Source organism: uncultured Psychromonas sp., assembly GCF_947489755.1.
Classification (GTDB): domain Bacteria; phylum Pseudomonadota; class Gammaproteobacteria; order Enterobacterales; family Psychromonadaceae; genus Psychromonas.
Window position 1 is genome coordinate 1 of sequence record NZ_CANLFB010000032.1, and the last position, 25713, is coordinate 25713.

Consider the following 25713-nt stretch of genomic DNA (forward strand, 5'->3'; position numbering starts at 1 on the left):
GTCCAGTTTGAAACAAACACTAAAGGAAAAACTATCTCGTATACGGATAAAATGCGAGCCAAAATAGATAGCAGTCCTGACACAAAGTTGTGGACACCCATTAGTTGATCACAATAAAATCAACCCGTTACGAATTTAATACTCTAGGTATTCTGTTATTCTATATTAAATTTATCAATAAAGCGGGAGGTTGTCGGTTAAACTCTCTAGTCATCATTCTCTAGTAATATTTACCTATTAAACATGCTAATTGGATAAAACACATGCCTCACAACTACACTCCTACTGTTAAAGATTGGCTTTCTCTGCTGTTACTCATCTTGCTGTGGGGCACGTCTTTTATGTTTACCGCTGTCTCACTGCAAAGTTTTACCCCTGTGGCTATCGTCTCTCTTAGAGTCTTGATTGCTGCTGTTATTCTAACTCTCTTTATGTATACCAAGGGGTGGCGTTTGCCTTTGGAACCGTTGGCTTGGGCGGTATTTTTATTGCTAGGTGTTATGGGGAACTTGTTGCCATTTCTACTTATCTCAACAGGCCAGAAAGATATTAGCTCGGGTATTACGGGATTGTTGATGGCATTTATGCCGTTGGCGACCATGATTTTGGCTCATTATTTTGTGTTAGGGGAGAGCCTTAATCGCTTTAAAATCTTCGGTTTTTTGTTAGGTATTACTGGCGTGGTGATTGTACTTTGGCCGTCGTTAGTAGGAGCTCACAGTAATTTATTGAGTGGTTTATTGATTTTACTCGCCACTTTTAGCTATGCGATAAATGCTATTTTGGTGAGGCGATTGCCTTCCTATAATCCTGTTGTAACAGCAGCAGGCGTGATGATTATTTCCAGTATTGTTATAGTGCCATTTTGGCTGTGGCAAGATTTACCGTGGCAACAAAGTTACTCTTTAAACGCCTCGTTATCCATGTTGTGGTTAGGTATCGGGCCGACTGCGTTTGCTACCATTCTTTTGTTTGCAGTTGTCGGCACGGCAGGTCCTACGTTTCTTTCGTATATTAATTACGTGATTCCTCTCGTGGCGTATTTTACTGGCGCGCTTCTTTTGGGCGAAGCCATTGAATGGCAAAGCCTAGGGGCGATGTTATTAATCATTTTAGGGATAGCGTTAACGCGTAAGCGGGTTGTTGGTTGATTAAAGTGTCTGTTAGCTTTACTTAGCTTTTTACTGAATATATATAGTATAAAGTTGTGGCCACTCATACATTAAAGTAAATAATATCAAGTGGTTATTGATTCAATCGATGCTAAATGAAGCTACGACTTCTCCGCCGTTGAGCTTTCCCAAATTATGAATGCCTTTCATCAACGGCAAACAGGACGTTTGCTGTAAGTTCATTCGGCACCAGCCTCTCTGCACACTTGTCGATATCAGATTCTCTGCTCGCAGAGAAAGTAAAGTCGCGGATAGGGCGAAACACAAAGCCGACAATATCAACATAGCCTTGATGAGCAAAGACGAACCAAAATTAAAAATGGAATGTCCAATACTTAAGGCATTAACCTTAAGATCCCTTGCCCATCAATACCCAAATAAATATATCCGTCATTACCTTGAATCACATTTCTCACTCTACCGACGTTAGCTAATAATTTAGTTTGTTTAACTACATTTTCGTTGTCTATTTCCAGTAATACTAAATGTCCAAACTTCATTGAACCGAGTAATATTTTACCTTGCCATTGCGGATATTTGTCACTGCTAATATACGCCATGCCAGAAGGGGCAATGGAAGGATCCCAGTATAACTTAGGTTGTTCCATGCCTTCTTTTTCAGTGATATCGGTATAATCCGTACCAATATAATTAGTGCCATAGCCGATAACAGGCCAACCATAATTTTTACCAGATTTAATTAAGTTAACCTCATCGCCACCTCTTGGGCCGTGTTCATGTGACCAAACTTGGTTACGATCAGCGAGTGTAATCAACCCTTGTGGATTACGATGACCATAAGAATAAATTGCTTTTTTAGCGTTAGCTTGCTGATAAAAAGGGTTGGAGGTTGGGATACTACCATCAAGGTTTAATCGATAAATTTTACCGCCATCTAATGATAAATTTTGAGGGTTTTTATCACGCTGTCCACGGTCTCCAATTGAAAAGTAAACAAATTCATCAGTGACCGCAATGCGGCTACCATAATGGTTTCCTCGGGTTGAATCACCTTCACCAAGGTATAACGTATTCTGGTCAATTAACTGATTATGTTCAACATCTAATTTCGCTCGCATTAAAGCAGTATTGCTGCCTGTTTCGTTTTCACTGGCATAGGTGAAATAGATAAGCTGGTTGTTTGCAAACTCAGGGTGCAATGCAATATCCAATAAACCGCCTTGTCCATTTAAATGTATTTTAGGTAAACCCGTTATTTCAATTGAAGGTTTTCCCTCAGTTAATAACCATAACTTGCCTGAACGTTCTGTTGCTAACATTTTTCCATTAGGTAATTGAACCATCCCCCAAGGAATGGTGATGTCAGGCCAGATTGTTTCTGTTGTGTAAGGCGTTGTATCTTCAATGATAGTAAGAGGTTGCATAGCCTGACCTGAAGTTGCTAACAGACTGAGGGAAATGAATAGGAGTTGTTGCCAATATTTCATCGTTTATCCTTTTATACATGAGAGTCGGCGGTCGTTATAAAATGTCGCTAAACGTTGCTGAATATTAATGGTTATATTTTAATCACTTTCATTATGCAATTTAGAAATAAGTTTACAAGCTTGATTTGGACATATCGTAAAGGTTTAGTTGTCCAAATTTTATTTTTAAATAAGTGTTTTGACGTCGAAGTGTATGACGAACTAGATAAAGGTCATTTTTATGAGCGCAGGGGCACGATGAGTTCCGTTTTTAGTTTGCAGGTTTTTTAAGTATTCCTTTAACAAAAGGATTTATAGTTATTCTCCATCCAACACCATCATTTTTCAGTTTTATAGCGAACTGATTAACACTACTATTCAAGCACAATACTGTCTTACTATTCGCTTAAGGGTTTACATTTAGCGGCATCATCACTTTGTTTTTCTCTTTATTTAAGAGCAGGAGCCAATACACAAAAATGAATGCAGGTATATTCATTAACAGCCCATACATTAAAGGAATTGTCGCGAGTGTAGGTCGATGCATGATAGTGAAGGCAATCATCATCGCGGTGCCCGCATTTTGAACGCCCACTTCTATGGCAATGGTTTTTCTATCGGTGTTGTTAACATTCAACTTGCCAGCGATAAAATAAGCAACGATTAACGCTAAACTACACAACGTTATCACCGCAACACCCTGTAAAGAAAGCATCGCAGGAATGATCGTTAAGTTTGTTAAAACAAGCGCCGTCACCACCAGTAACATGGCAATCGTTGAAACCTTTTTCATAAAAGGAATAACAGACTGTGACCATGCATCGGCAACATAACGAATGCACATACCAATCACTATTGGTAGCAAGGTGACGATGGTAAGTTGTTTGATGGCAGGCAATAAAGGTAAGTTAAAGAGTTGGCTATCTGCGCTACCGCTATATCGAATAAAGCCAACAAAGGCGATAGGAATAATAAATGGCGATAACATACTCATCACACTGGTTAAGCAAACACTTAACGCCAGGTTACCTTTAGCAATAAATGAAAATAGGTTTGATGTCGCACCACCAGGGCATAATGCCAATAAAAACAACCCAGCCGCCGCGGTTTGATTAAGCCCAAACATCTTAATAATAAACAGCGCCAATATTGGTAATAAAAGTAATTGTAATAAAAAACCAATCATCGCGACTTTAGGCGCTTTTAATACCGCTTTAAAATCTTTTATTTGTAAACTTAGCCCCATCCCTAACATTACCAATCCTAGTACGACAGGTAACATAATTTGAGAAACAGTTTGAGCAATAATTGGATCCATAAAATCCCTTAATTTACGTATTTTACATAACTTACGAACAACTTGATGATATCCATAATATCGTGAGTTTTAGTTCGTCGTTTTGATATGGCGCATTATTTGTGTTTTTTTAGAGAGGGAGGGCTTTTAAGGTAAATTGTTATATGAGGGAAAATAAGGGCTGATCCTAGATGTAAACTCCTCTCTTGTCTGCGCTCGTTGGAATATGTTGATATTTATCAACAGAGGTTTCGCCCTGTCGGTGAGTAGCGATTGAAGAACCGAAACTTAGTTTCACAGTCTGAAAAAATAAGGTTATTTATACGGACAAAGAAAAGTTATGTCTAGAAAACGTAAAAGAAACTCATTCGATCGTTTTTTAATCTACTCTTTTGGAAATAAAGTAATAATTACCTTCTTTACGCCACGTGGCGAGCTGAGCTAGCAACAGCATCCTTGCCTTAGCTTACTGAAGTTAATCATTGATTGAGAAAAACTCAACGGGGAAGTGGATGTAATCACAATTAGTATCTAATTTTCCTATTAACTGTTGCTTTAAATGTATGGATGTTCCGTACTTTTCCTTGTGCGGAGTCGCATGCACGGTGGTGTGCGGTTGGAGGCTAGATACCTCCGGCTACCCGATTAAACGTCAAACATAGTTAATTGAGATTCAGGCTTGGAAGGAGGTTGTGATGAATCAACAATAGAAATAACTTTTCCATACAAAAGAAAATTACTAATATATAAAGGTGAAACTATATGGGATGACGTTATTTTATTTTGTTTAATATGTTCTCGTAACTCCATAAGTAATCGGCCTAAAGCATTAACTCCGATATATATATTTCCCTCTTCAGGCTTTGCTCCCCAAAAATCATCTTTGTTAGATAACTCAACAATTGGGTTATCTTCAGTTTCAAGTAAAACGTTTGAAAATTTCTCCCAATTCTGAATTAATTTAACTCTTAATGACCACTTCATCATGAGTATTCTGACTTCATCCCAATCTGGTCTAGTTTGAGCTATATACGGTTTCCCAACCATTTTTGCTGTCATCGGGCTACCCTGAGAAAGTATTTTATGTTGCACATCAGGCAAAAGAGGGTAGCGACATGCCTGATATAAAGCCTCAACAGTTCTAATTTCAATTCCATTCACTAAAACAGGAAAACCAGCACACATATTTGATAACTCGCCCCACTTCTCAGTAGTTTTCTTAAATGAAACTACATTTCTTATGTCATATTGCTTTTTTTCATAAGTATTCATTTAGTTCTCATAAGTATTTCTTTGCATTAGAGGATACCATTTACTGAATGGGCGGTGTGCAGGTGCTTCTGGATCTCCCCACCAAAATACTAAAGGATTATTATTAGGACAATTCCTAAAACTAAACATTGTGGAACCAAATCCAATTTCATTAAAGAAATGGTAACCAAGAGGTTTCACCATCTTATTATTATTACGTGAAAAACCTAAGATTTTTATTCCATACTTAAGGATTATTTTTTCATACTCTTCACGCCTTGTGCGTGAAAACACTCTATTTTTAATTCCGTTGGGCACTCTAAATTTAGGCGCATAATCTTTACTTTCCAAATAAGATTGAATTTCATCAACACTTTCTATGCATGATGTTGGCCAAAAAACCTCTGATCTATTTATTCCAGAAAGTCTATTTTCTAAACGGAATCTTTCAAATGAGCGAAATTTAATATCAATATTTTTATCAATGTTTTTTAATAATTTATTAAGCCTATTTTCAGTATTATATTGACCATATACGTACCAGCCAATTGTAATAATAGTTATGCTACATTTAGATGGAGCTTTTTCTGTCAACCAAGTCTGTAAATCATTATATAATCGATTCCCTGAAAAGATAAAATCATCAAGATATATAAACTCATTTGAAGCTTTATTTATCGGATTAATTACTTCGTACTCATCCTTTAATTGTGCACAAAAAAGTTCATTTAATTCTTTTTGACTATCTCCATTTTTCTGAATTTCCAAAATTGAAACATTCTGCCAAAAGCTATTTTTGTCATTTCCGGCAATTTTTGGAGAAGAAATTGCCGATTCAATAAAGTTATTAAACAATTTTTGAGTGATAAAGTTATTTTTCAGAATTTTATTTGTCTCTTTCAGGACAATGCTTCTTTCATGAACTTCAAATTGTTCTATCCAACGCTTAACATGGTGTGCATCATAAACACCAAACTCATTATTTCTATAACCAGAGATAACACCAGCTATGCTCTCACAAAGTTCTTCATTCGTCATGATTAACACCTTACAATGATTTTGTTCCGTTTTAAGTTCTTGTTATGCGTTTTTGAAATTGGCTTTATTATTAGCTTGTAACTCTGCGATTGGCTTAGCTCTGCGGTATAAAGCAAGTAACATTTTTAATTGAACTAATTCATCGCCTTTCGATATTTTATGCAAAGACTGAACTTGATTACTAGTTAAACTAAAACTTTCATGTAACTGTTTGATGGAGTTTTTTACAAAAACAATTTCTTCTCTTAATTGTTTAGCTTCTAGATCTTTAATCTTTAGCTGAGTCAATTTACGTTTTTGATATTGAGAATAAATTAAATTGTAAGTTCCTGCGATACTGGCAATAGAAGCAGATATAGATGAAACAATAATACCAATATCTTTTGCTACATCTGAAATTAATGTTAATTCAATAAACCCTGGTGATGCATATTGGATGCGTTTCACTTCTGGTTTATTTTCGGGAGGTACAAGTTTCACCATTATGCTAAAGAAACCAACAACACTACCGCCACCTAACCAAGGCATTCTTTCAAATTCTAACTGTGAAAATTGATTGCTCTCAACTGAACGTAAGGCATAAAAAAACCATACAATTGTATGTACTCTTTTGTCAGTATAGAGAAATCTTCAAGTTTCCATCTTTCATCCAAAAGTATGTATGAATTACCTTTTTGCATGATACTCCTTAGTTGAGATCAACACTGACGCATAACAGCAGAACTAACTTAAAAAATGCCATAATTTAAGTGGGGATACGGCAGAAGTTAATGATTAAAAAATGCTTATAACCTTACCTTTTCTTTACAATAAAACAAAGAGATGTAGTAAAAATATAAAAACGATGTGATGTAGAAATGTGGCAGATTGCCGTATTTACCGCAGAAATACGGCAATTAAAAATTTATGTTCAAATATTATTAAATCAAGCTTTTATTTAATAATAAAGCCTTACCCAATGCAGCTACATCCATTCTCCCGTTGAGTTTTTTTGAATCAATGATTGCCTTTAGCAAGGTAGGCTGCGAATTATACGATAGTGTTGTGTTATAAGCGGCGCGTTAAAAAGGCTGCTTTTATTCAGATTAAAAAAACAATCGGGCCTGCCTCTTTGCACCATCTACTTTGATTCAATCTCACCAATCGCAAGCTTTCCTGTCGTTCAATGATTGTTTTCTTGTTAAGGTTAAATATAATGATTCACCTAATTAATCCAAACAGAAGTGAATAATATGATACCCATGGGAAGTGTAATGACAGCGTGTATGATCGCTGGTTTATTTGTGGCTGTTCCACCAATGGAAAAAGGTTGTCCTCAACCTATTCGCGTTATTATTGGCGCTATTTTGCTCGCTGCGGGGCTATGGAATATATTATGGTATGCGAGCCAACATATTACAGAGTTTTGGGGGCTTGCTGCCTTTTGTTCTGGTGTGTTGATGGTGATTACTTCAATCTATATTATTAAAGCAAGCTGGCTACCGTTGCTTTTACAACGAGTAAAACCTGTCGTGCTATTACTGTTATTAGGCTTTGCGGCACTTTATGCCATAAAGATTTACAGCCTATAATTTCTGCCTCTGGATGAGGTTTAGCTTTAACTCAAGGAGAGCGTTATCGAATACGCAGAAGAGTTCTCAAAACCTGAAAAAATAAAGCGGATATGCTTAGCTATGTTATTGGGTGTACTGGTGTTAATCATTAATGAAAAGTGGTATTTACCTTTTATTAACTGGTACGTTAGTACTGTCCATTGCCATACACCGTTCGGATACTCCGGTATTTCAGTGATGTGGTATTCAATCTTTGTAGGCTTACCTCTTTTCGGTGCTTTCATTATTGGTGTTTTTTCTATCCCAATTGGCTGCAAAGGTTTAATGCATAAACAGTTTCCGCCTAAAGGAATGAAAGTGTATAAACCCACCAAGATCCTCAGAGGTTGGAGAGGAAATGTTAAGTCAATATTCTTTCTATTAATACCTATCTCCTTAATATTGTTTTCTGTTTGGGGATATTTTCAAGCAACTGACTTATTACAGAAAGTACCTAACGATTTTGACTATAGCGTATGTGAAAACCACCCACTTTATTAGACTGTTATGGCTGGCTAGGATGAAGCATTCATAAATTCAGGTGTTTAATATTGACCGTGCTTTTTTAGTCATGTCGTTTTTATATGCTAACTGAACCCTTCTGACTGGAGCTTCCTAACTGTAAGCTCAAGGCTTCAAGTTTTGTCCTTTGATTTAGACTACAAAAAGCTGAATATCCGCACATTTAGTTTTTAATATCAGCTATTGGAAAGAGAAAATGACTTGGTGCCAATCTCTCTGCATTCTTGTTGATATTTTTAAACTCTCCATTGGCTTGGAGAAAGTAAAGTCGCTGACAAGGAAAAGCCACTGTCAATAAAATCAAGCTGCTCAAACGAGCTCAGATGAGAAAAACTCAACTTTAATTTAAAGTAAAACTTAAACTTAAAGTAAAACCAACGTTAACTTCCATTTAATGAAACGATTACAATTAGCACTGAACTCTCGAACTTATCGCGGTAAGATAGTAAGCATTAATATTTATCGCTATGAACCATTATTTCTATGAAGCCAGGTATAAAAAATTATGACAGCTCGACTGCCTCAGAAAAACAACTCGACTGTATCTGCTATACCTACTCAAAATAGTCGATCTACTACATCTGCTATTTTTTCATTTAGCGACTTTGCTAAGCTGGCAAACTATTCTCTAATGGACACGCTCAACTGTGATCCTGATGCCACAGAAGACGGTGTCGACCATCGCGCTCGACAAGTCTTCTCGGGACATTATGTTCCCGTTAAACCGACGCCTATTCCTGACCCTGAGTATGTTGCGCACAGTAAACCTTTTTTTGCTGAGCTTGGTTTAGCTGACGCTATGGCAGAGTCTGCTGATTTTGTTCGACTATTTTCTGGTGACACTTCTCAGTTACCTGCGCCAATGCGTAAGGTCGGTTGGGCGACAGGATATGCACTGTCTATCTATGGGACAGAATTCACTCATCAATGTCCGTTCCAAACCGGTAACGGATATGGGGATGGCCGTGCTATTTCTGTGCTTGAGGCGGTGATTAACGGTCAACGTTGGGAAATGCAGCTAAAAGGCGGCGGCCCAACACCTTATTGTCGTGGGGCGGATGGTCGCGCTGTTTTACGGTCGAGTATTCGTGAGTTTTTGGCGCAAGATCATATGCATGCTCTTGGCGTCTCTACATCACGCTCGTTAAGTTTATACGTTTCAAAAACTGAAACAGTAAAACGCTATTGGTACACGGAAGGTTCTCGTTCAGAGAATCCTGACATGATGAGCGCTGAAGCGGTGGCTATTTCGACACGTGTTGCGCCGTCATTTATTCGTGTTGGTCAAATTGAGCTTTTTGCTCGCCGTACTCGTGAAGATGGCGCCCTTGGTAATAGTTTTGACGTTCCGCTTGAAGAACAACTTCATGCGATGCAAGAACTTGAGAAAATAGTACTGCATTTGATTGAGCGTGAATATGCTGATGTTGTTGATAGCCAGCTCAGCACGCCTGAAAAAGTCGTCTTATTAGCGCGCGAGTTTCGTGGTCGTTTGACGTCATTAATAGCAAACTGGATCCGCGTTGGTTTTTGCCAAGGTAATTTTAACAGTGATAATTGTGCCGCTGGTGGTTTCACGCTTGATTATGGTCCATTTGGTTTTTGCGATGCGTTTAATCCGTATTATCAACCTTGGACAGGGGGCGGTAATCACTATTCTTTCCTGAACCAACCTAAAGCAGCGCAAAGCAACTTTGAATCATTTTGTTCGGCGTTACGTCCGTTACTAGCTGATCATAAAGCGTATTTACTAGCACTTGACGAGGTTCAAGGTGAATTTTTGGCGGTTATGGATTCGGAAATGCAAAGCATGTGGGCTGCCAAGTTGGGGCTTAGCACATTAAACCCAACGGCGCACAAGGTATTGTTTAACGATCTACTCACTCTAATGATGCAAACGACTGTCGATTATACTATTTTCTTTCGCGAGCTATCGTCGATGCCTAACGATATTCGTCCACTGAAAAAAAGCTTCTACAATAGTGACCAGTCAGGTAATCACCAGACTGACACGCGTTGGATAGAGTGGTTTGCAACATGGAAAGTGCTGCTAAACAGCGACTGTGATGCAAATGGCCGTACTCTTGATGCAGTTGCTGAGCAAATGAAGTTGGTTAATCCTAAATACATTTTACGAGAGTGGTTTGTTAAACCTGCTTATCAGCAAGCAGCTACCGGGGATTACGCGTTAATTCGAGAATTACAGGAAGTGATGACACAACCCTATGCAGAACAGTCGCAGGAAGTGGAAGATAAATACTACCAATTGAAACCGCTTGAGTTCTTCAAGGTCGGCGGCGTTTCACACCTTAGTTGCTCGTCGTGATCTTTGAGTTAATACAAAACCTGCGTTGTAAATCTTGTTATTGATTTAGAACGTTTTGCGCCGTGGACGAGCTTGATTTTATGTCAACTCGTCTGCGCTCGCTCAATCTGCTTTATGTTTGTTATCAGTATTTCGTCTTATTGCAGACTATCTTTTTCTTACCATAAGTATACTTCTTACCCACAATACTTCCTACCTACAATACAAGCGGTAAAAACTGGCCGCGAATGACTTTATTATCTAATCAATTCATTTTAAACGTATCGTTTCGGGAGTGTATTTATTCGTTAGCCTCAATTAATCCAATGAGTACAAACTAGACCAATCAAACTAAACCAATCAAATTAAATCTTAAATTAAACAATCAAACTTTCATACATCTCCTTTCTCCTCTCTGTTTAACGCCTGCTTTATTGACACTCAAAAACCTTGCATTAATTAATTTCATGTTTATTTGAAAATCAATCATTTTTATTCATGATTGTTTTGACGTATAAAATACTTACTGCTTTATAACGCTAAGCAATATTACGAATAAGTTTATGAATTAGTTGATGAGAAATGTGCTGACGAAAAATCCTGAAAGAACAGGGAGTGTGCAGATTTAATAATAAAGAATGGGAGCGAAAGACGATGAAAACAGATTTTACATTTACGATTAAAAGCACGTGTTTAAATGAACATTATCAGCCAACTGACAATACACGTGCAACGACCAACTTTGCCAATTTAGCGCGAGGTGAAAACCGTCAACAGAATCTGCGTAATGCATTAAAGATGATCGATAATCGATTTAATGCGTTAGCGCATTGGGATAACCCACAGGGTGACCGTTATGCAGTGGAGCTTGAGATTATTTCTGTTGAAATAGACATTGAAAATAGCGGTCAAACTTTTCCATCCGTTGAGGTGTTAAAAACGAATATCGTGGATCATCAAACCAATCAACGTGTTGAAGGCATTGTTGGGAATAACTTTTCATCGTACGTGCGAGATTATGACTTTAGTATTTTGTTGTCTGAGCATAATAAAGGACAACCGTCATTTAGTATTCCTGATGGTTTTGGCGAATTGCATGGGCAATTATTTCAATCCTTTGTGAATTCACCTGCTTATAAAGCGCATTTTAATAAGCTGCCTGTTATCTGTTTGAGCGTGGCAGAGACTAAAACCTATCAACGCATTGAAAATCAACATCCCGTATTAGGTGTTGAATTCCTACCTAATGCATCTTCTTTAACGGAGCAATATTTCAAAAAGATGGGCTTACAGGTGCGTTACTTTATGCCTCCCAATAGTACTGCACCGTTGGCTTTTTATTTTGTTGGTGATTTATTGAATGATTACACAAACCTTGAGTTGATAAGCACTATCAGCACCATGGAGACGTTTCAGAAAATTTATCGACCTGAAATTTATAATGCCAATGCGGTGGCAGGGCACACTTATCAACCTAATTTGAAGAACTTAGATTATTCATTAACGCATATTGTGTATGACCGCGAGGAACGTAACCAGTTAGGCATTGCGCAGGGGAAGTTTGCTGAAAAGCATTTCATTAAACCTCATCAAGCTGTGTTTGAGCAGTGGGCTGCCAGCTATAACCAGCAAGCTTGTTTAGCTTAACGAAGCAATAAAGTAATAAACATAAATACCAAAAGCTAAGTAATAAATCGAAGCAATAAAAAGTGCTAAATACCGACTATAGGATGAATATTGATTATGAAAACATTATTACCAACGTCTACCGCAGGCAGTTTGCCTAAACCGTCTTGGCTTGCAGAATCTGGCACATTATGGTCTCCGTGGAAGTTACAAGATCAAGTCTTACTGGATGGTAAAAAAGATGCATTATGTGTGTCATTACACGAGCAACAACAAGCTGGTATCGATATCGTCAGCGATGGTGAACAAACACGACAACACTTTGTGACGACTTTTATCGAGCATCTTAATGGTGTTGATTTTGAGAACCGTAAAATTGTTAAAATTCGTGACCGTTATGATGCCAGTGTTCCGACTGTGGTAGGGCCTGTCAGTCGACAAAAACCAGTGTTTGTTGAAGATGCGAAGTTCTTACGTCAACAAACTGATCAGCCAATCAAGTGGGCGTTGCCAGGTCCAATGACCATGATCGATACGCTGTATGATGATCATTATAAAAGCCGTGAAAAACTCGCTTGGGAATTTGCGATTATTCTTAATCAAGAAGCGAAAGAGTTAGAGGCGGCTGGCGTTGATATTATTCAATTTGATGAGCCAGCCTTTAATGTGTTTTTTGATGATGTAAATGAGTGGGGCATTGCTTGTTTAGAAAGGGCCATTGAAGGACTTAAGTGTGAAACTGCCGTGCATATTTGTTATGGCTATGGCATTAAAGCCAATACGGATTGGAAAAAAACGTTAGGTAACGAATGGCGTCAATATGAGCAAGCCTTTCCTAAACTGCAGGCCTCTAATATTGATATTATCTCGCTAGAATGCCACAACTCTCATGTACCGATGGAGTTACTTGAGCTTATTCGCGGTAAGAAAGTCATGGTCGGTGCTATTGATGTAGCAACTGACACGATTGAAACGCCAGAAGAGGTGGCGAATACCTTACGAGAAGCCCTTAAATATGTTGATGCGGACAAACTTTATCCTTGTACTAACTGTGGCATGGCGCCTTTGTCGCGTGAAGTGACCAGAGGGAAGTTACAAGCTCTCAGCGCTGGTGCCGCGATTGTTCGAAAAGAGCTTTCTGCTTAATTTTTTAACTCCTCTCACTTCTATTTTCTGCTCGTCGAGTCTATTTTATATTTGTTGGCAGTGTTTTCGGCCTGTCAGCAAGTAGCGATTAAAGAATCGAAACGTAGTTTTGTAATCTGTAAAAGTATGATGCGTTATACGTACAAAGAAACTCTATCTTTAACAGGTGTAAAATAAACTGGCCCAATTCCTTTAAAAAGAATGTCGGCTACCCACCACAAGCGGCGATAAAAAAGCCCATTAGTAAAGAGGCCATTAGTAAAAAGCTATTACTAAAAAGTGCTGTGACACAGAGTTATTTCCGATGGCCTAAAAACAAACACTGCTTCATTAGCCTTTCTCAATACCCGTTGTATTGACGTTCTCACCTATCACTGTTTATTAGTGAGGTTATATTTTATCTATTAATCTATTAATCTATTAACCTATTAACTTATTTGGCCTATCAATTAAGTCATTAATATTTGAATTTCAGTAATCATTACAATTGTTTATGTGAACCGAGGTTATATGAATGATTAGTCATGCTTTTATTTAAAAGCCCTTGCAAATCTGACCTTAGAAAAAAGATTTCCATTATGTTAATACTATTTATTTAAAAAGTTTAGGTTATAGTGCATTTGCACCTATAGTATAATAATTATGTGAAAACATTGTCTTTTGTTTATGGAGTATTAGGTATGTCCAATATTGTAGAGATGACATCTACAAAAAGGAATATAGGTGTGTTTGCTATCGCTTGTGTCGCTTCTATTGTTATTTTTTTGACCCATGTTTATTTGCCTATTCAAATTGGTCTGCTATTTAGTCTATTGATTATATTCATTGTTATTATGACTAGTTTATTATTGGTGTCATATTTGGCTTATAAACATTACAGCTTAAGCGAAGAAGTAACACATAATATCCTCGAAAATATTACTGATTTTGTTGTTATAAAAGATGAAGATGGACGTTTTGTTTATGGTAATAGGAGCGTAGCCAAACTTTACAATACAACAGAGTCTGAGTTGATTGGGAAAACAGATTATGATTTCACTGGAAACTTAGAACAATTTGAAGCAATTCAACAAAATTCGAAGGCAATATTAGACAAATTTGAAACCGAAGAAGCCTTTGATATCTCTATGGATATGAATGAAAATAAACGACATCATTTTCATTCGATTAAAATTCCATTTTATAATGCACAAAATCAATTAAGACTATTTGTGCTTGCTAAAGACATCACTGAAATCATCGAATTAAAAGAAGAGTCGGAAAAAAATAAAGCACGTTTACAGCATGTATTAGATGTATCGGAAGAAGGGTTATGGGAATGGAATCCTCAAACTGGTCATGTTAATCATAATAAACAATGGGAAAATATGTCTGGTATTCCTAGCAGTGAACAATCTTTCCAAGAATATGAGAACTGTATTGTTAAAGAAGATAAAGCCAGAGTGTATGAAGCGATTGCTGGCGTATTAAAAGGCGATGTCCCTTTTAATATCAAATATCGTTTTCAACGTCCTGATGGTGAAATTATTTGGGTATGGGATAGAGGCCGAGTGGCAGAACGAGATAAAGATAATAACCCTACTTTAGTCGTCGGGTTGGTACTTGATATTACACAGGAAAAGCGTAACCAACAAAGAATACATCAGTTAGCTTATCATGATCAATTAACAGGCCTTTCTAATAGAGTTCAATTCGATATGGATTTGCGAAATACGCTTAAGCAAAGCCAACAAGAAAACACCTACAGTGCCTTACTCTTTTTAGACCTCGACAGGTTCAAGCTACTTAATGATAGTTATGGTCATCACATGGGGGATAAGTTGTTATCGCTTATTGCTCAAAAGTTGCTTAATAATAGACAGAGCAATGAAATGGTATCTCGTTTTGGTGGAGATGAATTTGTGGTTATTTTACCGCTTATTGATAAGGATTTAAACGATACAACCACTTATACTAAAAATTATGCAAATCAATTAATTACATTGTTATCTGAGTCTGTTTCTTTAAAAAGTGACTTACAAGATATTGAGATCGAATACGCAGTAACCGCAAGCATGGGCGGGGTTATTTTTAAGTCTAATGATCTCCTTGAAAATAAAATTTTACAACTAGCTGATATGGCGCTATACAGAGCAAAAGCCAATGGTGGTAATGAAGCGATTATTCTCGACCCTGACACTCAAAATGATTTGAATTATAGTGGTGAATTACAGAAAGCAATGCGCAACTCTATCGATGAACATGAATTTTGTATTTATTTACAACCTAAATATTGTAATGAATATCAAATTATTGGTGCAGAAGCTTTAGTACGTTGGGAGCATCCTACGTTAGGTTTATTAAGCCCTTATTCTTTTATTGAAATGGCCGAGGAGAGTAATTTAATTATCCCTATTGGGATGCAAGTACTTGAACAGTCATGTGAGCAACTGAAAAAATGGCAAGCGTCACCAGCGACCGCAGGTTTGAGTATTTCAGTTAATTTAAGTGCTAAACAAATTTGGCAAAAGCATTTTGCAGAAGAGATAATCGACGTTGTTAAGTCTTATGATATTGACGCGACTAAGTTAATTGTAGAGGTGACTGAGTCTATCTTTATTAAAGATATTAGGGATGCAACGAAGAAGCTATGTCAGCTTAAAAGTATTGGTATTTCTGTTTCTCTCGATGATTTCGGTACTGGTTTTTCTTCTTTAAGTTATTTAAGGGATTTACCCATTGATGAAATCAAAATAGACCGTTCTTTCATGCAAGATATTAATACGAATAAACAAGCATTGATGATGGTGAAGTCGATTATTAACCTTGCAGATAACTTTAATTTAAAAGTTGTCTCTGAAGGTGTTGAAGAGAGGGAACAGCTCGATTTGTTGAAGCAGCTTGGTCTCTCTATTTTCCAAGGGTTTTATTTCAGTAAACCGATTTCACCACAAGAAATGGATGAGTTGATTTTAGCGTCGTTAAAGAATGGTTATTCATTTAAAGACGGTGATGTTAGATGTTAATAAAGTTCTTTTATTGTTGGTCTACATAAGATGATTTTTATGTACAGATAAAAAAGCCTAATAGTGGAAGCTATTAGGCTTTTTGTTTTAAAGGTGTTTAAAGGTACTTAATAAATTAAGTGATTACCCTCAATAGCTTTTTAACGTTTATAAGCTTTCTGTAAATGTACGTGTTAATACATCTTGTTGTTGTTCTGGTGTTAGTGAGTTAAAACGTACTGCATAGCCTGATACACGTATTGTTAATTGTGGGTACTTTTCAGGATGTTTTACAGCATCTTCTAATGTTTCACGACGTAACACGTTCACATTTAAGTGTTGACCACCTTCTTGTGCTTTTGGCGCTTCAATCGCTACTTCTTTATATTTAATTTCACCGAGTTCAGCTAAAGAAATAACTTGATCTTCAGCGTATGCATTGTCTTTTACACATAAACAACGCGCCTGTGCATTTTCTTCATCTAATAACCAAAACGAGTTTAATAACGCAGTGTTATTTGATTCAGTAATTTGAATACCTAAAGCCATAATATTTCCTTAATTATTATTTATTAATACGGTTTAGTACCATTATTTTGTAAGACAGTTTAGTCATACAGTTTGGTAATAAAATGGTGTAAAACCGTTTAAGCATAGCGAGCAATAAATAATATCTAATGCTGCTGGTTAATTAATCTACTTATGATTATAGGGCCGCTTATATGTGATATACAACACTAATCACTTACTTTAATAGTGGTTTATTCGTATTTGTATTGAGCAATATCAAAGCAATTTTGTAACTGCTTGTTTTTCATTAATATTGTTTTTGTTATCCAAATGTAAAAAATAAAGTTTATATTTAACAATTGCTTATATGTTATATTTTGTTTTTAAAATTATTGAATGGTAGATAGTTATGTCTTGGTTAGATTTTATAGAAAAGCAGCAGCAGCAAAGTTATTTTAAACAATTACAGTTGTTTATAGACCAAGAAGAAAAGGCGAGTAAAACCATCTTTCCTGCCTCTGAAAAGCGTTTTAATGCTTTTTTGTTAACCGAGTTAAAGGACATTAAAGTGGTGATTTTAGGGCAAGATCCTTATCACGGGGAAGGGCAAGCACATGGACTGAGTTTTTCTGTGCAAGAAGGTACAAAATTACCGCCTTCATTGCGTAATATTTATAAAGAACTCGCAGATGATTTAGATTGGAAAACAACACCAGACAACGGTGATTTAACGCATTGGGCGAAACAAGGTGTATTACTGTTAAATACGGTGCTGACCGTTGAGAAATCAGCGGCAGGTAGCCATGCTAAAAAAGGTTGGGAACAGTTTACTGATAACGTTATTGAACATATTAATCAGGAAACCGATGGCGTTGTTTTTTTATTATGGGGCAGTTATGCCATTAAGAAGTCAAAGATGATTGACCCATCTAAGCATCATATTTTGACCGCTGTACATCCTTCTCCATTGTCTGCGTACCGTGGTTTTTTTGGTTGTAAACACTTTTCAAAAACCAATCAATTACTTATTGAACAAGGAAATAAAGCGATTAATTGGTAACAATTTATTTTTCAAACTATTTATATTGAATTTTTATTTCTTAATGCTTAACACCTATTTATTGATTTTGCGCAGGAGTTGCTAAGGACATTTCAGATATTGTCTATGAGTCATCATACTTCTTCTTTTATCAATAGATGGGAATTAACATGCTTAATCGTATTCATAAAGACCATAAAAATATCATGCAGTTGTTGCAGATAATAGACAGTAATATTGTGTCATTAACACTAGATAAAGAAGTCGATTACCAACTGCTTAAATCTATTACTGATTATCTTAAAAATTACTCCGATAAATACCATCATCCGATGGAAAATCTTATTTATGCTTATTATCTAAAATACCGAGTAGTGACGGATCAAGTTGCCAATCGTTTAGAGGATGATCATAAACAGTTAAAAGTACTAACAGCAGAATTAGATGACATGATTAATATGATTTTGTTGGATGCCATTATACCCAAAGAAGCCTTTATAGAAAAAATGGAGGCCTTTGTGAGTAAACAAAAACAGCATTTAAACTATGAAGAAACACAAATATTACCTGCTATTCAACGTAGTTTAACAGAAGATGATTGGGCGCACTTGGCTCTGCAATGGCAGCATAAAGAATATGTAGATCCATTATTTGGTGAGGATATTAGCGATCAATTTAAAGCACTCGCTTTACACATTCAAGTGAGTTAATACGCTCAAAAATGATGCTGTTGTCTTACAATAGCCTCGTTTTTAGTCAATATACTTAGCTGTTTTTAGCTAACTAGACAGTGCCTTTTTATTTAACAATAACAGCATAATAAAGCTTTTCTTATTTTAAAAAGCTGTCACTATGCGATCTCACACCTTTCGAGATATCAAGAGTAGTTAACGCAATAAAATAATTGTTTAGCGTTAATTATTTTCCATCAAAGATTCCAGTATTTATTCGTCTAAATTGATATTTTTATCTTTTTAGAGTGAGCATGACTTCTACCAATATGATGAATAACAAAACCAATTTACCTATCATTTTTATTAAGTAGGTTTTCATTGGTTAAGCGTTATCAATTAATAGATTATTCTTAACTAGACCATTAAAAAAGGGCTGCACTTTGCTAGCGTTAAAAAATGTTTGTGAGTTTACTGGTAATAACTCAAATGATGATTCATTGTTTGCACTTATTGCAGAAGACATTGATAAACGTGGGTACAGTATTATGCCAACCGCGTTACCTGAAGCACTGACTGAAACCTTATTTACCCATCAACAAATGATGGAAGCAGATAAGTTTAAAAATGCAGGGATTGGTAGAGGTAAGGAATACTTACAAAATGAATTCGTTCGAACTGATGCTATTAGTTGGATAACCGGAGAAAGCCAAGCAGGACAAGATTGGTTAACTTGGATATCTGGATTACAGAGTTATTTAAATCGACGTTTATTTTTAGGCTTATTTTCATTTGAAAGTCACTTTGCTCATTATAGCCGTGGTGACTATTACAAACGCCATTATGATGCGTTTAAAGGTGAATCTAATCGCGTGTTATCTGTGGTTGTTTATTTTAATAGTCATTGGTTACCTAGCGATGGGGGAGAGTTGGTGTTATATAAAAGTGACCATGATAAAGAAGGGATTAAAGTGGTGCCGTTAATGGGGACAATTGTTGCTTTTTTAAGTGAAGAGTTTCCGCATGAGGTATTAGCGGCTAACCGAGATCGTTATTCGATAGCGGGGTGGTTTCGTGTTAATACGTCGGTCACTGATCGCGTTGATCCACCACGCTAACTTTTATTATGTCGCGCCGTTACTTCTCTTCGATATGCAGCACCTTAAGTGACTTAAGGTGCTGTTTTATTTCTGCTTGTGTCATTATGCTCTGAATCCAAGTTATTCTATTACGCCAGTTTGTCTAAATAAGTGGTGCTAATGACACAGTTAATAATAGTGTTAGAAACTCTGTTGTTTTAAATCGGTATGAAAAATAAACAAAACATTGATAATTTACTTATTTATTCATCTAATGCCTGCCATTACTGGCTTTTCGATAAAAGCCTCTCTACAATTCGCGCCAATTTCTGTCCTTATTGATCTGCTTTGTTAGCTATTACCAAGGCTCTCACGATTTGAGCAATGATCAATAATCATAAGTAGGTAATTCATGACTAATATATCGACTCAATCTAAAAAACGTATTCGCCATGCAAAAGGTCCCTTTGCGATGACCGTCGTTTATAGTTTTACCGGTGCATCTATCTTGGCATCAATCATCTTTTCATTATTACTCTTTTTATCAATTGATAATGGATTTTGGATGCAATTTTTATTTGGCTCATTGGCAGTGATATTCGAGCTAGGAAAATTTTTTGCTTGGTATGAATTTGGGGAGCGATTAGCAAGACGCAATATTAGCGCCGCATTTTCAGCGTTTATTTTTTACAGTGTGTTAGCCATTATTTCTATTGGTGGCAGTATTGGTGGTATTAATAGTGCAACCAATACCGCCCAAAGTCACCTTGATGTGCAAAATAATAAAAAAGCTGCATTTGACTTTCAAATAGCAGCCATTGATAAACAGATTGCACTTAATAATGTTGCTGCAGAAAAGTATATTGAGTTGAATCGTATCGTTACGGGTGTTGCGCGTATTCAAAAAGAGAATACTCAATTACGTGAACAACAGTTAGCGCTGGCTATTGAACGTGATAAACAACCCGTTGCAAGCCAAGGTTCTGTATTAGGCTTAATCGGTAGCGTTGCGACAGCACTGAATATAGAGAATAAAACAGCACAGCTATCATTAGTAATTTTTCTGTCAGTTTTATTAGATTTATTTGCCGCTTTCTTCGTTGGATTAATTGGTGAAGAGTTGCGTTTCTCTCGTACTTTAAAACGACAACAGGCAGAGCAAGAGAAAGCATCGTTAAATGAGCAAACTAATCTTGCGCTTTATAATAAGCAAAATGAACAGCAAGTAGCGGCGATATCTCGAAGTGAAGATTTATTACAACAAGCTATTTCATTACTCAGCAATGGCACAGTACGTTGCTCAAAGAAAGCATTATCAGACAAGTTAGCTTTAAATACTGAAGACACGGATCACCTATTTACTACTCTATTGGTACAGGGGTTCATTAGGCAAAAAGCGAATCGTCACTTTGTGTGGGAAGGTCAAATGTTGCCAAACATGACCAAAAAAAAGAGTGCTGAAATTAAAGCAACGGCATTGGACGTCGAACAAGCTGCTTAATAAATAGAATCGTTTAGTTACTTATCCATTAATCAGTTAGTTAATTAGATTAATATCACCGTTATACTTATCCATTTAATCTGTATTGATTTTAGTGAACGGTGATAATTGAATACGATAATTGAGTAGAATAGCTGAATAGAATAGTTGCTGCTGAATAGTAATGTATGAGCCTGTCTGTATTTATTAGGGAAGGCTCATGTGTATTATAATAATAAAGGTTGTTGCTCTTGTGCTCTTTCGCTAGAGCAGCTTATTTTATTAATGAGAAGGACTGATTTTTAAAACAGGTTATGAGTAAAAGTGGCATTTACAAAAACAGCTAACGCTATTTATTAATATCACTTTCCACTCTATTTTGGTTTGCTTAATAGGTTCAATGCTTATAGCCTTTGTAAGGCATCGATAATATCTGAAGGCTCTGAACGAACACGGTAATCAACGTCTACAAAACGCCACACAGCTTCACCTTCTTTATTTAAGATAAAAGTGGCTGGAATCGGCATAATATTTGCGTTGCCGTTATTGATTTTTTCAATATCAAGGTGTCGATCTACTTTCATGTGTTCTAATACAAAGTCAGGCACTTTCCAAGCAACACCGAATTCAGCGGCCACATCAGCATTTTGATCAGACAATACTTCAAAGCTCATTTCGTCTATTTCATTCTTAGTCAATGAATCATCTGGTACTTCAGGGCTAATAGCCACTAACTGTGCGCCTAAGCCATGAATCTGTTCTAAACGTGACTGTAAGGCTTTTAATTGAAGGTTACAGTAAGGGCACCAGCTACCACGATAGAAAGTAACTATTACTGGACCTTTTGCTAATAAGTCATCTAATGATGTCATATTGCCTTGTTGGTTAGGTAGCTTAAAGCGGGGAGCTTGTTGGCCTAACTTAAGTGCGTTGCTGCCTTCTTTAAACGATTTTGCTTGTTCAATGACGTCATCAATGCCCTTCATAAAGTCAGGATTACCTTGTCGGCCAGCGGCAATTTTAGCGTCAGTTTGTTCTCTTAAAGTAGTCATTTTATGGTTCCTAATTGAGTCATGGAAATAAGACGTTATTCTTTTAATAGATAAATAATACGTAGAGAAAAATTAAAAGAACAAGTGTTCAATAAACTATCAGGAAGTGAGTAAGAAAACAATGTCGTTAACAATACATCCAACAATACATCCAACAATATGGCCAATAATATAGTCAACAATACGGAGTAGTAATAGGATGAATAGAAGTTATTATTTTACGTTAGACGCAACAATATTAGCAGGGTAAATTTGAAAGCTAAATCATTTATCCGCCTTCAAATTTATTAGGTATTTAATTGGTGGGCCTTTATTCTTGTTTAAGTCTAATTTTGTATTTATGTTTAAATATTTTTCTTATTTGCGACCAACGACTGATTAGCATTGCGATAAAGATTAAACAACACCCGAAGACTTGCCCTAATGTCATTATTTCACCAAACCAGAATACTGCAAAAATAGCTGCCCATACGGGTTCTAAATTCATTATCACAGCTGCATGACTCACTGGGGTTAAACTCATTGCATACATTTGTAATAAGTAACGCAAGCTAGTGGCAATTAATGCACTCGCTAAAAGCCAACCTAAAATATCGACGTTAATGCTGCTTGGTAATGTTTCCGTTAATAAGGAAACAATTAATAATAAGATACCTGCAGTGGTTAGTTGCACACTCGTTAATACTAGCGAATGAACTCGTAGTAGAAATCGTGATAGAAGGTTAAGTTGAAAGGCAACAGCAATAGCGGTGCCTAAAAAATAAAGATGTGAAATTTCAAAGTTTAAGCCATTACTCAGGGCTAAAAAACCTAAGCCGATGATCGCAAAAGGTAAGGCAACCCAAATACTCATGGCAGGTCGATCACCAAACATCAAACGACCAATGATAGGCACAAACACAACGCCCATACAGGTAATAAAAGCACCAACACCGACGTTGGAGCTTTGATACAGTCCCATAACCCAGCACAGCATTGCTATCGCCATCACTGCACCGATTAATATAATGGGTTTAATTTCTTGCCATTTTACACCACGAAAGTATCGATGACCGATCAATAATAAAACAAGTCCACCTATAAAAAAGCGCATAGAGATAAAAAATAAAGGTGTCATTCCCATTAACGCTTCTTTCGAAAATATCCAACCCGCGCCTGCTAAAATGGTTACTAGGACTAAAATAAGTTCTGCTTTAAAGGCAAATTTTTGCTGCAAAATATATCCTTACTTGTGTGCGATAAGAAGTATTTGAAGTGGACAAGAAGAGCGACATTAAACTATTTTTTGTAATTATATCAGTAATAAATAAAACATTGTTTCATTTTGTGGTTAAGGCCACATTGGGAAAGCAAACATTGATTTTTTGCTTGGGCTACAATACGTTACGTATTGAAAGGGTGAACACTTAAAGTGATTTTTATAGGTCATTTTTTGATAGGAAGTGGTCAAATAAGCTAGCACCATTTCATCCTGTTTATTTAGTTACTGTGTCAGTATCTTATTTAACCTCAATCATCATTAACGGAGATTGTTAAGAATAAAAGTGGATAGTAACCGCTAAGAATAATGGCTAGGAGTCGCGCCTAAGAGTAATAGTACTCCAGTATCCTTTGCCTTGTGACGTGCTCTTCCAGCCTTGTTTCTTTAGTTCTTTCGCGATATATCTATTTATCATGCCATGTCCAAAAACAACAAGGTTCTCATGTTGTATTGCTAATGCATATAATGTGTTGGCTGACGTTTTAGCTCGTACTTTAGCTGCCTTAAACGATTCAACTTTTCGGTTAAAACCTAGCATCCACAAAATTCGGCTCATGATAAGCCATGTATAAGCTTTTAATATCAGTGGACATTTATACCTGGGAATATCCATTTCTGTTATTTGCGTTAGGATTAAATTGGGCGCTTTGTTGACACATAAATAAGCAGAGTCAATGGCTCGAGGTAAGTTACTTGAAATAATATAATGTGATTTCAATGAATCAATTAGTGGCTTGGGAGGCAAACTACTGATATCGACTTTAGACAACTTATAATGCTTCACCCATTTTGCAAAACCGGAGGCTGTCAATTTAGGGTTTACAGCACCAGTAGGTTTACCATGTCTCACTAACGTTATTTGCATATTACCTCAAAGCCACTTTTTTATTTTTGGCTATGACTCTTGCTGTGACTATGACTAAGAGAATGATTAGGCTCGAAAAGTTAACTAAGATAATGATTAAATATAAGCATTACACAAGCAATGCTTATGGTTTTTAATCTTCCATTAACAACTTAACGGCCAAACCAATCAATACCACGCCAGTTAGTCGTTCCATCATCAATTGTGTTTTACCACCATCAAAACGTTTTTGCGCAGTTACAATCATACGGCTAATAAATGCTTGCCAGCATAGTGCGATTACAAAATGGATAGCAGCCATCAATAATGATTGCATGAAGGCAGAATATTCAGGGTTAATGAACTGCGGTAAAAAAGCTAAGTAGAAGATAGCCGTTTTAGGATTTAAGGCATTTGAAAGTAGGCCTTCTCTAAAGCTTTTAGCGGCTTTAAAGCTACCATTCACATTAATCGTTTCTGGATCTTTTGCTGTTGCTGAAAAGCTGTGTCTAAGACCTTGTACCCCTAAATATAATATATACAGAGCACCAATCATTTTCACGCCTTGGAACAGTTGCGGTGATTGTGATAATAATAATGAGATACCAACAGCAGATAATGCCGCGTGAAAAAACAGGCCACTACAAATACCGATGTTAGTGACAAAACCATCTTTTTCGCCACCTCGGGTGGTATTTCGAATCACTAATGCCGTGTCTAAACCTGGGGTAATAGTTAAAATAGTGATTGCAATTAAAAACGCTTCGATATGTAAAATAGGCATTAGTAGCTCGCTAATTGTGATGGGTTATAAAGAGTGGCATCTAGCGTTACATTATGTGTTTCTGCTAGTTCGTGTAGTTTATTTTCAAGATGTGTCAGGTGATTAATGGTTAATGTGTTGTTATCTAATTGCCATAGTTGTCGAGAACCGCAGTAACTGAAATGTAAAATGTGCATGGCAACGTAATCGCCTCGTTGCGCTGCTGATTCTATTTTTTTCATACGACGGTTGATTTTATTTAACGCTTGTTTTAAGTCCCATACGTAACTGACTTCGTAGAAAAAAGGATGTTTTCTAAGTTTGGATAAAATAATGAAAACCGAGATGGCGGTTATTGCGACACCTAACAAGTTCCAGTGGAAATGGCTTCCTGTCGGAGAAGGGATTAATAAGATAAGTAGCTGACTTATGGCTAAACTGCCGATGCTTAATACTCCAATGCAAGCAAAGATAACTTTATTTAAACGTTTACGATAACGCTCTGGATCGATTTCAATAAGTTGCATGGGCGTAATGTAGTCCTTTATAAAACGAAGAGTAAACATTTATAACTCAATAAACTGATAACTTAAATAGATTCCTGAATTAAATTATTTGCTTAATGAATTAAATTGGATTGGTTTATCAATAAAT

Annotated in this window: 22 protein-coding genes; 11 read left to right on the forward strand and 11 right to left on the reverse strand. The window is 36.5% G+C overall.

Going from position 1 to position 25713, the window contains the following annotated elements; translation table 11 throughout:
- Positions 1-263: 263 nt before the first annotated feature.
- Positions 264-1151 carry a DMT family transporter gene (locus Q0794_RS15000; protein ID WP_298943227.1) on the forward strand — a complete coding sequence of 296 codons (888 nt, stop codon included), beginning with the start codon at positions 264-266 and terminating at the stop codon, positions 1149-1151.
- Positions 1152-1507: 356 nt separating this feature from the next.
- On the opposite strand, the gene Q0794_RS15005 is transcribed toward Q0794_RS15000, so the two are convergent.
- From Q0794_RS15005 to Q0794_RS15025, 5 genes are all read right to left on the reverse strand, one after another.
- Positions 1508-2620 (reverse strand): PQQ-dependent sugar dehydrogenase, encoded by a 1113-nt coding sequence (locus Q0794_RS15005; protein ID WP_298943229.1) that lies wholly within the window; start codon positions 2618-2620, stop codon positions 1508-1510.
- Between the two features lie 385 nt (positions 2621-3005).
- Positions 3006-3917 (reverse strand): bile acid:sodium symporter, encoded by a 912-nt coding sequence (locus Q0794_RS15010; RefSeq protein ID WP_298943231.1) that lies wholly within the window; start codon positions 3915-3917, stop codon positions 3006-3008.
- 624 nt (positions 3918-4541) lie between these two features.
- Positions 4542-5168, reverse strand: coding sequence for an NADAR family protein (locus Q0794_RS15015; protein WP_298943233.1), 627 nt, complete (start codon positions 5166-5168; stop codon positions 4542-4544).
- The gene (locus Q0794_RS15020) at positions 5169-6185 is read right to left on the reverse strand and encodes a hypothetical protein (RefSeq protein WP_298943235.1); all 1017 of its coding nucleotides are present in this window, start codon (positions 6183-6185) and stop codon (positions 5169-5171) included.
- Between the two features lie 42 nt (positions 6186-6227).
- On the reverse strand, positions 6228-6713 hold the full coding sequence (locus Q0794_RS15025; RefSeq protein ID WP_298943237.1) for a hypothetical protein: 486 nt from the start codon (positions 6711-6713) through the stop codon (positions 6228-6230).
- Between the two features lie 725 nt (positions 6714-7438).
- Between Q0794_RS15025 and Q0794_RS15030 the strand changes: the two genes are divergently transcribed.
- The 6 genes from Q0794_RS15030 (at position 7439) to Q0794_RS15055 (ending at position 16381) form a co-directional block, all read left to right on the forward strand.
- On the forward strand, positions 7439-7756 hold the full coding sequence (locus Q0794_RS15030) for a hypothetical protein (protein ID WP_298943239.1): 318 nt from the start codon (positions 7439-7441) through the stop codon (positions 7754-7756).
- Positions 7757-7876: 120 nt separating this feature from the next.
- Positions 7877-8278 carry a hypothetical protein gene (locus Q0794_RS15035; RefSeq protein WP_298943241.1) on the forward strand — a complete coding sequence of 134 codons (402 nt, stop codon included), beginning with the start codon at positions 7877-7879 and terminating at the stop codon, positions 8276-8278.
- 526 nt (positions 8279-8804) lie between these two features.
- Positions 8805-10625, forward strand: a complete 1821-nt coding sequence (locus Q0794_RS15040) for a protein adenylyltransferase SelO family protein (RefSeq protein WP_298943243.1) — start codon at positions 8805-8807, stop codon at positions 10623-10625.
- 633 nt (positions 10626-11258) lie between these two features.
- Positions 11259-12251 carry a DUF1852 domain-containing protein gene (locus Q0794_RS15045; protein WP_298943245.1) on the forward strand — a complete coding sequence of 331 codons (993 nt, stop codon included), beginning with the start codon at positions 11259-11261 and terminating at the stop codon, positions 12249-12251.
- 96 nt (positions 12252-12347) lie between these two features.
- Complete coding sequence (locus Q0794_RS15050; protein WP_298943247.1) at positions 12348-13376, forward strand: methionine synthase; 1029 nt, start codon at positions 12348-12350, stop codon at positions 13374-13376.
- Positions 13377-14056: 680 nt separating this feature from the next.
- Positions 14057-16381, forward strand: coding sequence for an EAL domain-containing protein (locus Q0794_RS15055; RefSeq protein ID WP_298943249.1), 2325 nt, complete (start codon positions 14057-14059; stop codon positions 16379-16381).
- A gap of 147 nt (positions 16382-16528) precedes the next feature.
- On the opposite strand, the gene grcA is transcribed toward Q0794_RS15055, so the two are convergent.
- Positions 16529-16909, reverse strand: a complete 381-nt coding sequence (grcA, locus tag Q0794_RS15060) for an autonomous glycyl radical cofactor GrcA (protein WP_025565887.1) — start codon at positions 16907-16909, stop codon at positions 16529-16531.
- Positions 16910-17279: 370 nt separating this feature from the next.
- Between grcA and ung the strand changes: the two genes are divergently transcribed.
- The 4 genes from ung (at position 17280) to Q0794_RS15080 (ending at position 21160) form a co-directional block, all read left to right on the forward strand.
- The gene (ung, locus tag Q0794_RS15065; protein WP_298943254.1) at positions 17280-17930 is read left to right on the forward strand and encodes a uracil-DNA glycosylase; all 651 of its coding nucleotides are present in this window, start codon (positions 17280-17282) and stop codon (positions 17928-17930) included.
- A gap of 149 nt (positions 17931-18079) precedes the next feature.
- Entirely contained in the window at positions 18080-18619 is a 540-nt protein-coding gene (locus Q0794_RS15070) for a hemerythrin domain-containing protein (RefSeq protein ID WP_298943256.1), read from the forward strand.
- Positions 18620-19023: 404 nt separating this feature from the next.
- The gene (locus Q0794_RS15075) at positions 19024-19698 is read left to right on the forward strand and encodes a 2OG-Fe(II) oxygenase (RefSeq protein WP_298943258.1); all 675 of its coding nucleotides are present in this window, start codon (positions 19024-19026) and stop codon (positions 19696-19698) included.
- A gap of 373 nt (positions 19699-20071) precedes the next feature.
- On the forward strand, positions 20072-21160 hold the full coding sequence (locus Q0794_RS15080; RefSeq protein ID WP_298943260.1) for a Preprotein translocase subunit SecY: 1089 nt from the start codon (positions 20072-20074) through the stop codon (positions 21158-21160).
- 383 nt (positions 21161-21543) lie between these two features.
- Here Q0794_RS15080 and Q0794_RS15085 read toward each other — a convergent pair whose 3' ends face one another.
- From Q0794_RS15085 to Q0794_RS15105, 5 genes are all read right to left on the reverse strand, one after another.
- Positions 21544-22191, reverse strand: a complete 648-nt coding sequence (locus Q0794_RS15085) for a peroxiredoxin-like family protein (protein ID WP_298943262.1) — start codon at positions 22189-22191, stop codon at positions 21544-21546.
- 310 nt (positions 22192-22501) lie between these two features.
- Positions 22502-23407, reverse strand: coding sequence for an EamA family transporter (locus tag Q0794_RS15090; protein ID WP_298943264.1), 906 nt, complete (start codon positions 23405-23407; stop codon positions 22502-22504).
- Positions 23408-23762: 355 nt separating this feature from the next.
- Positions 23763-24317: a hypothetical protein gene (locus tag Q0794_RS15095; protein WP_298943265.1), complete on the reverse strand. Its 555-nt coding sequence runs from the start codon at positions 24315-24317 to the stop codon at positions 23763-23765.
- Positions 24318-24450: 133 nt separating this feature from the next.
- Entirely contained in the window at positions 24451-25080 is a 630-nt protein-coding gene (locus Q0794_RS15100; protein ID WP_298943267.1) for a LysE family translocator, read from the reverse strand.
- Positions 25080-25586: a DUF3087 domain-containing protein gene (locus Q0794_RS15105; protein ID WP_298943269.1), complete on the reverse strand. Its 507-nt coding sequence runs from the start codon at positions 25584-25586 to the stop codon at positions 25080-25082. The genes Q0794_RS15100 and Q0794_RS15105 overlap by 1 nt, the downstream gene beginning before the upstream one ends.
- Positions 25587-25713 lie beyond the last annotated feature (127 nt).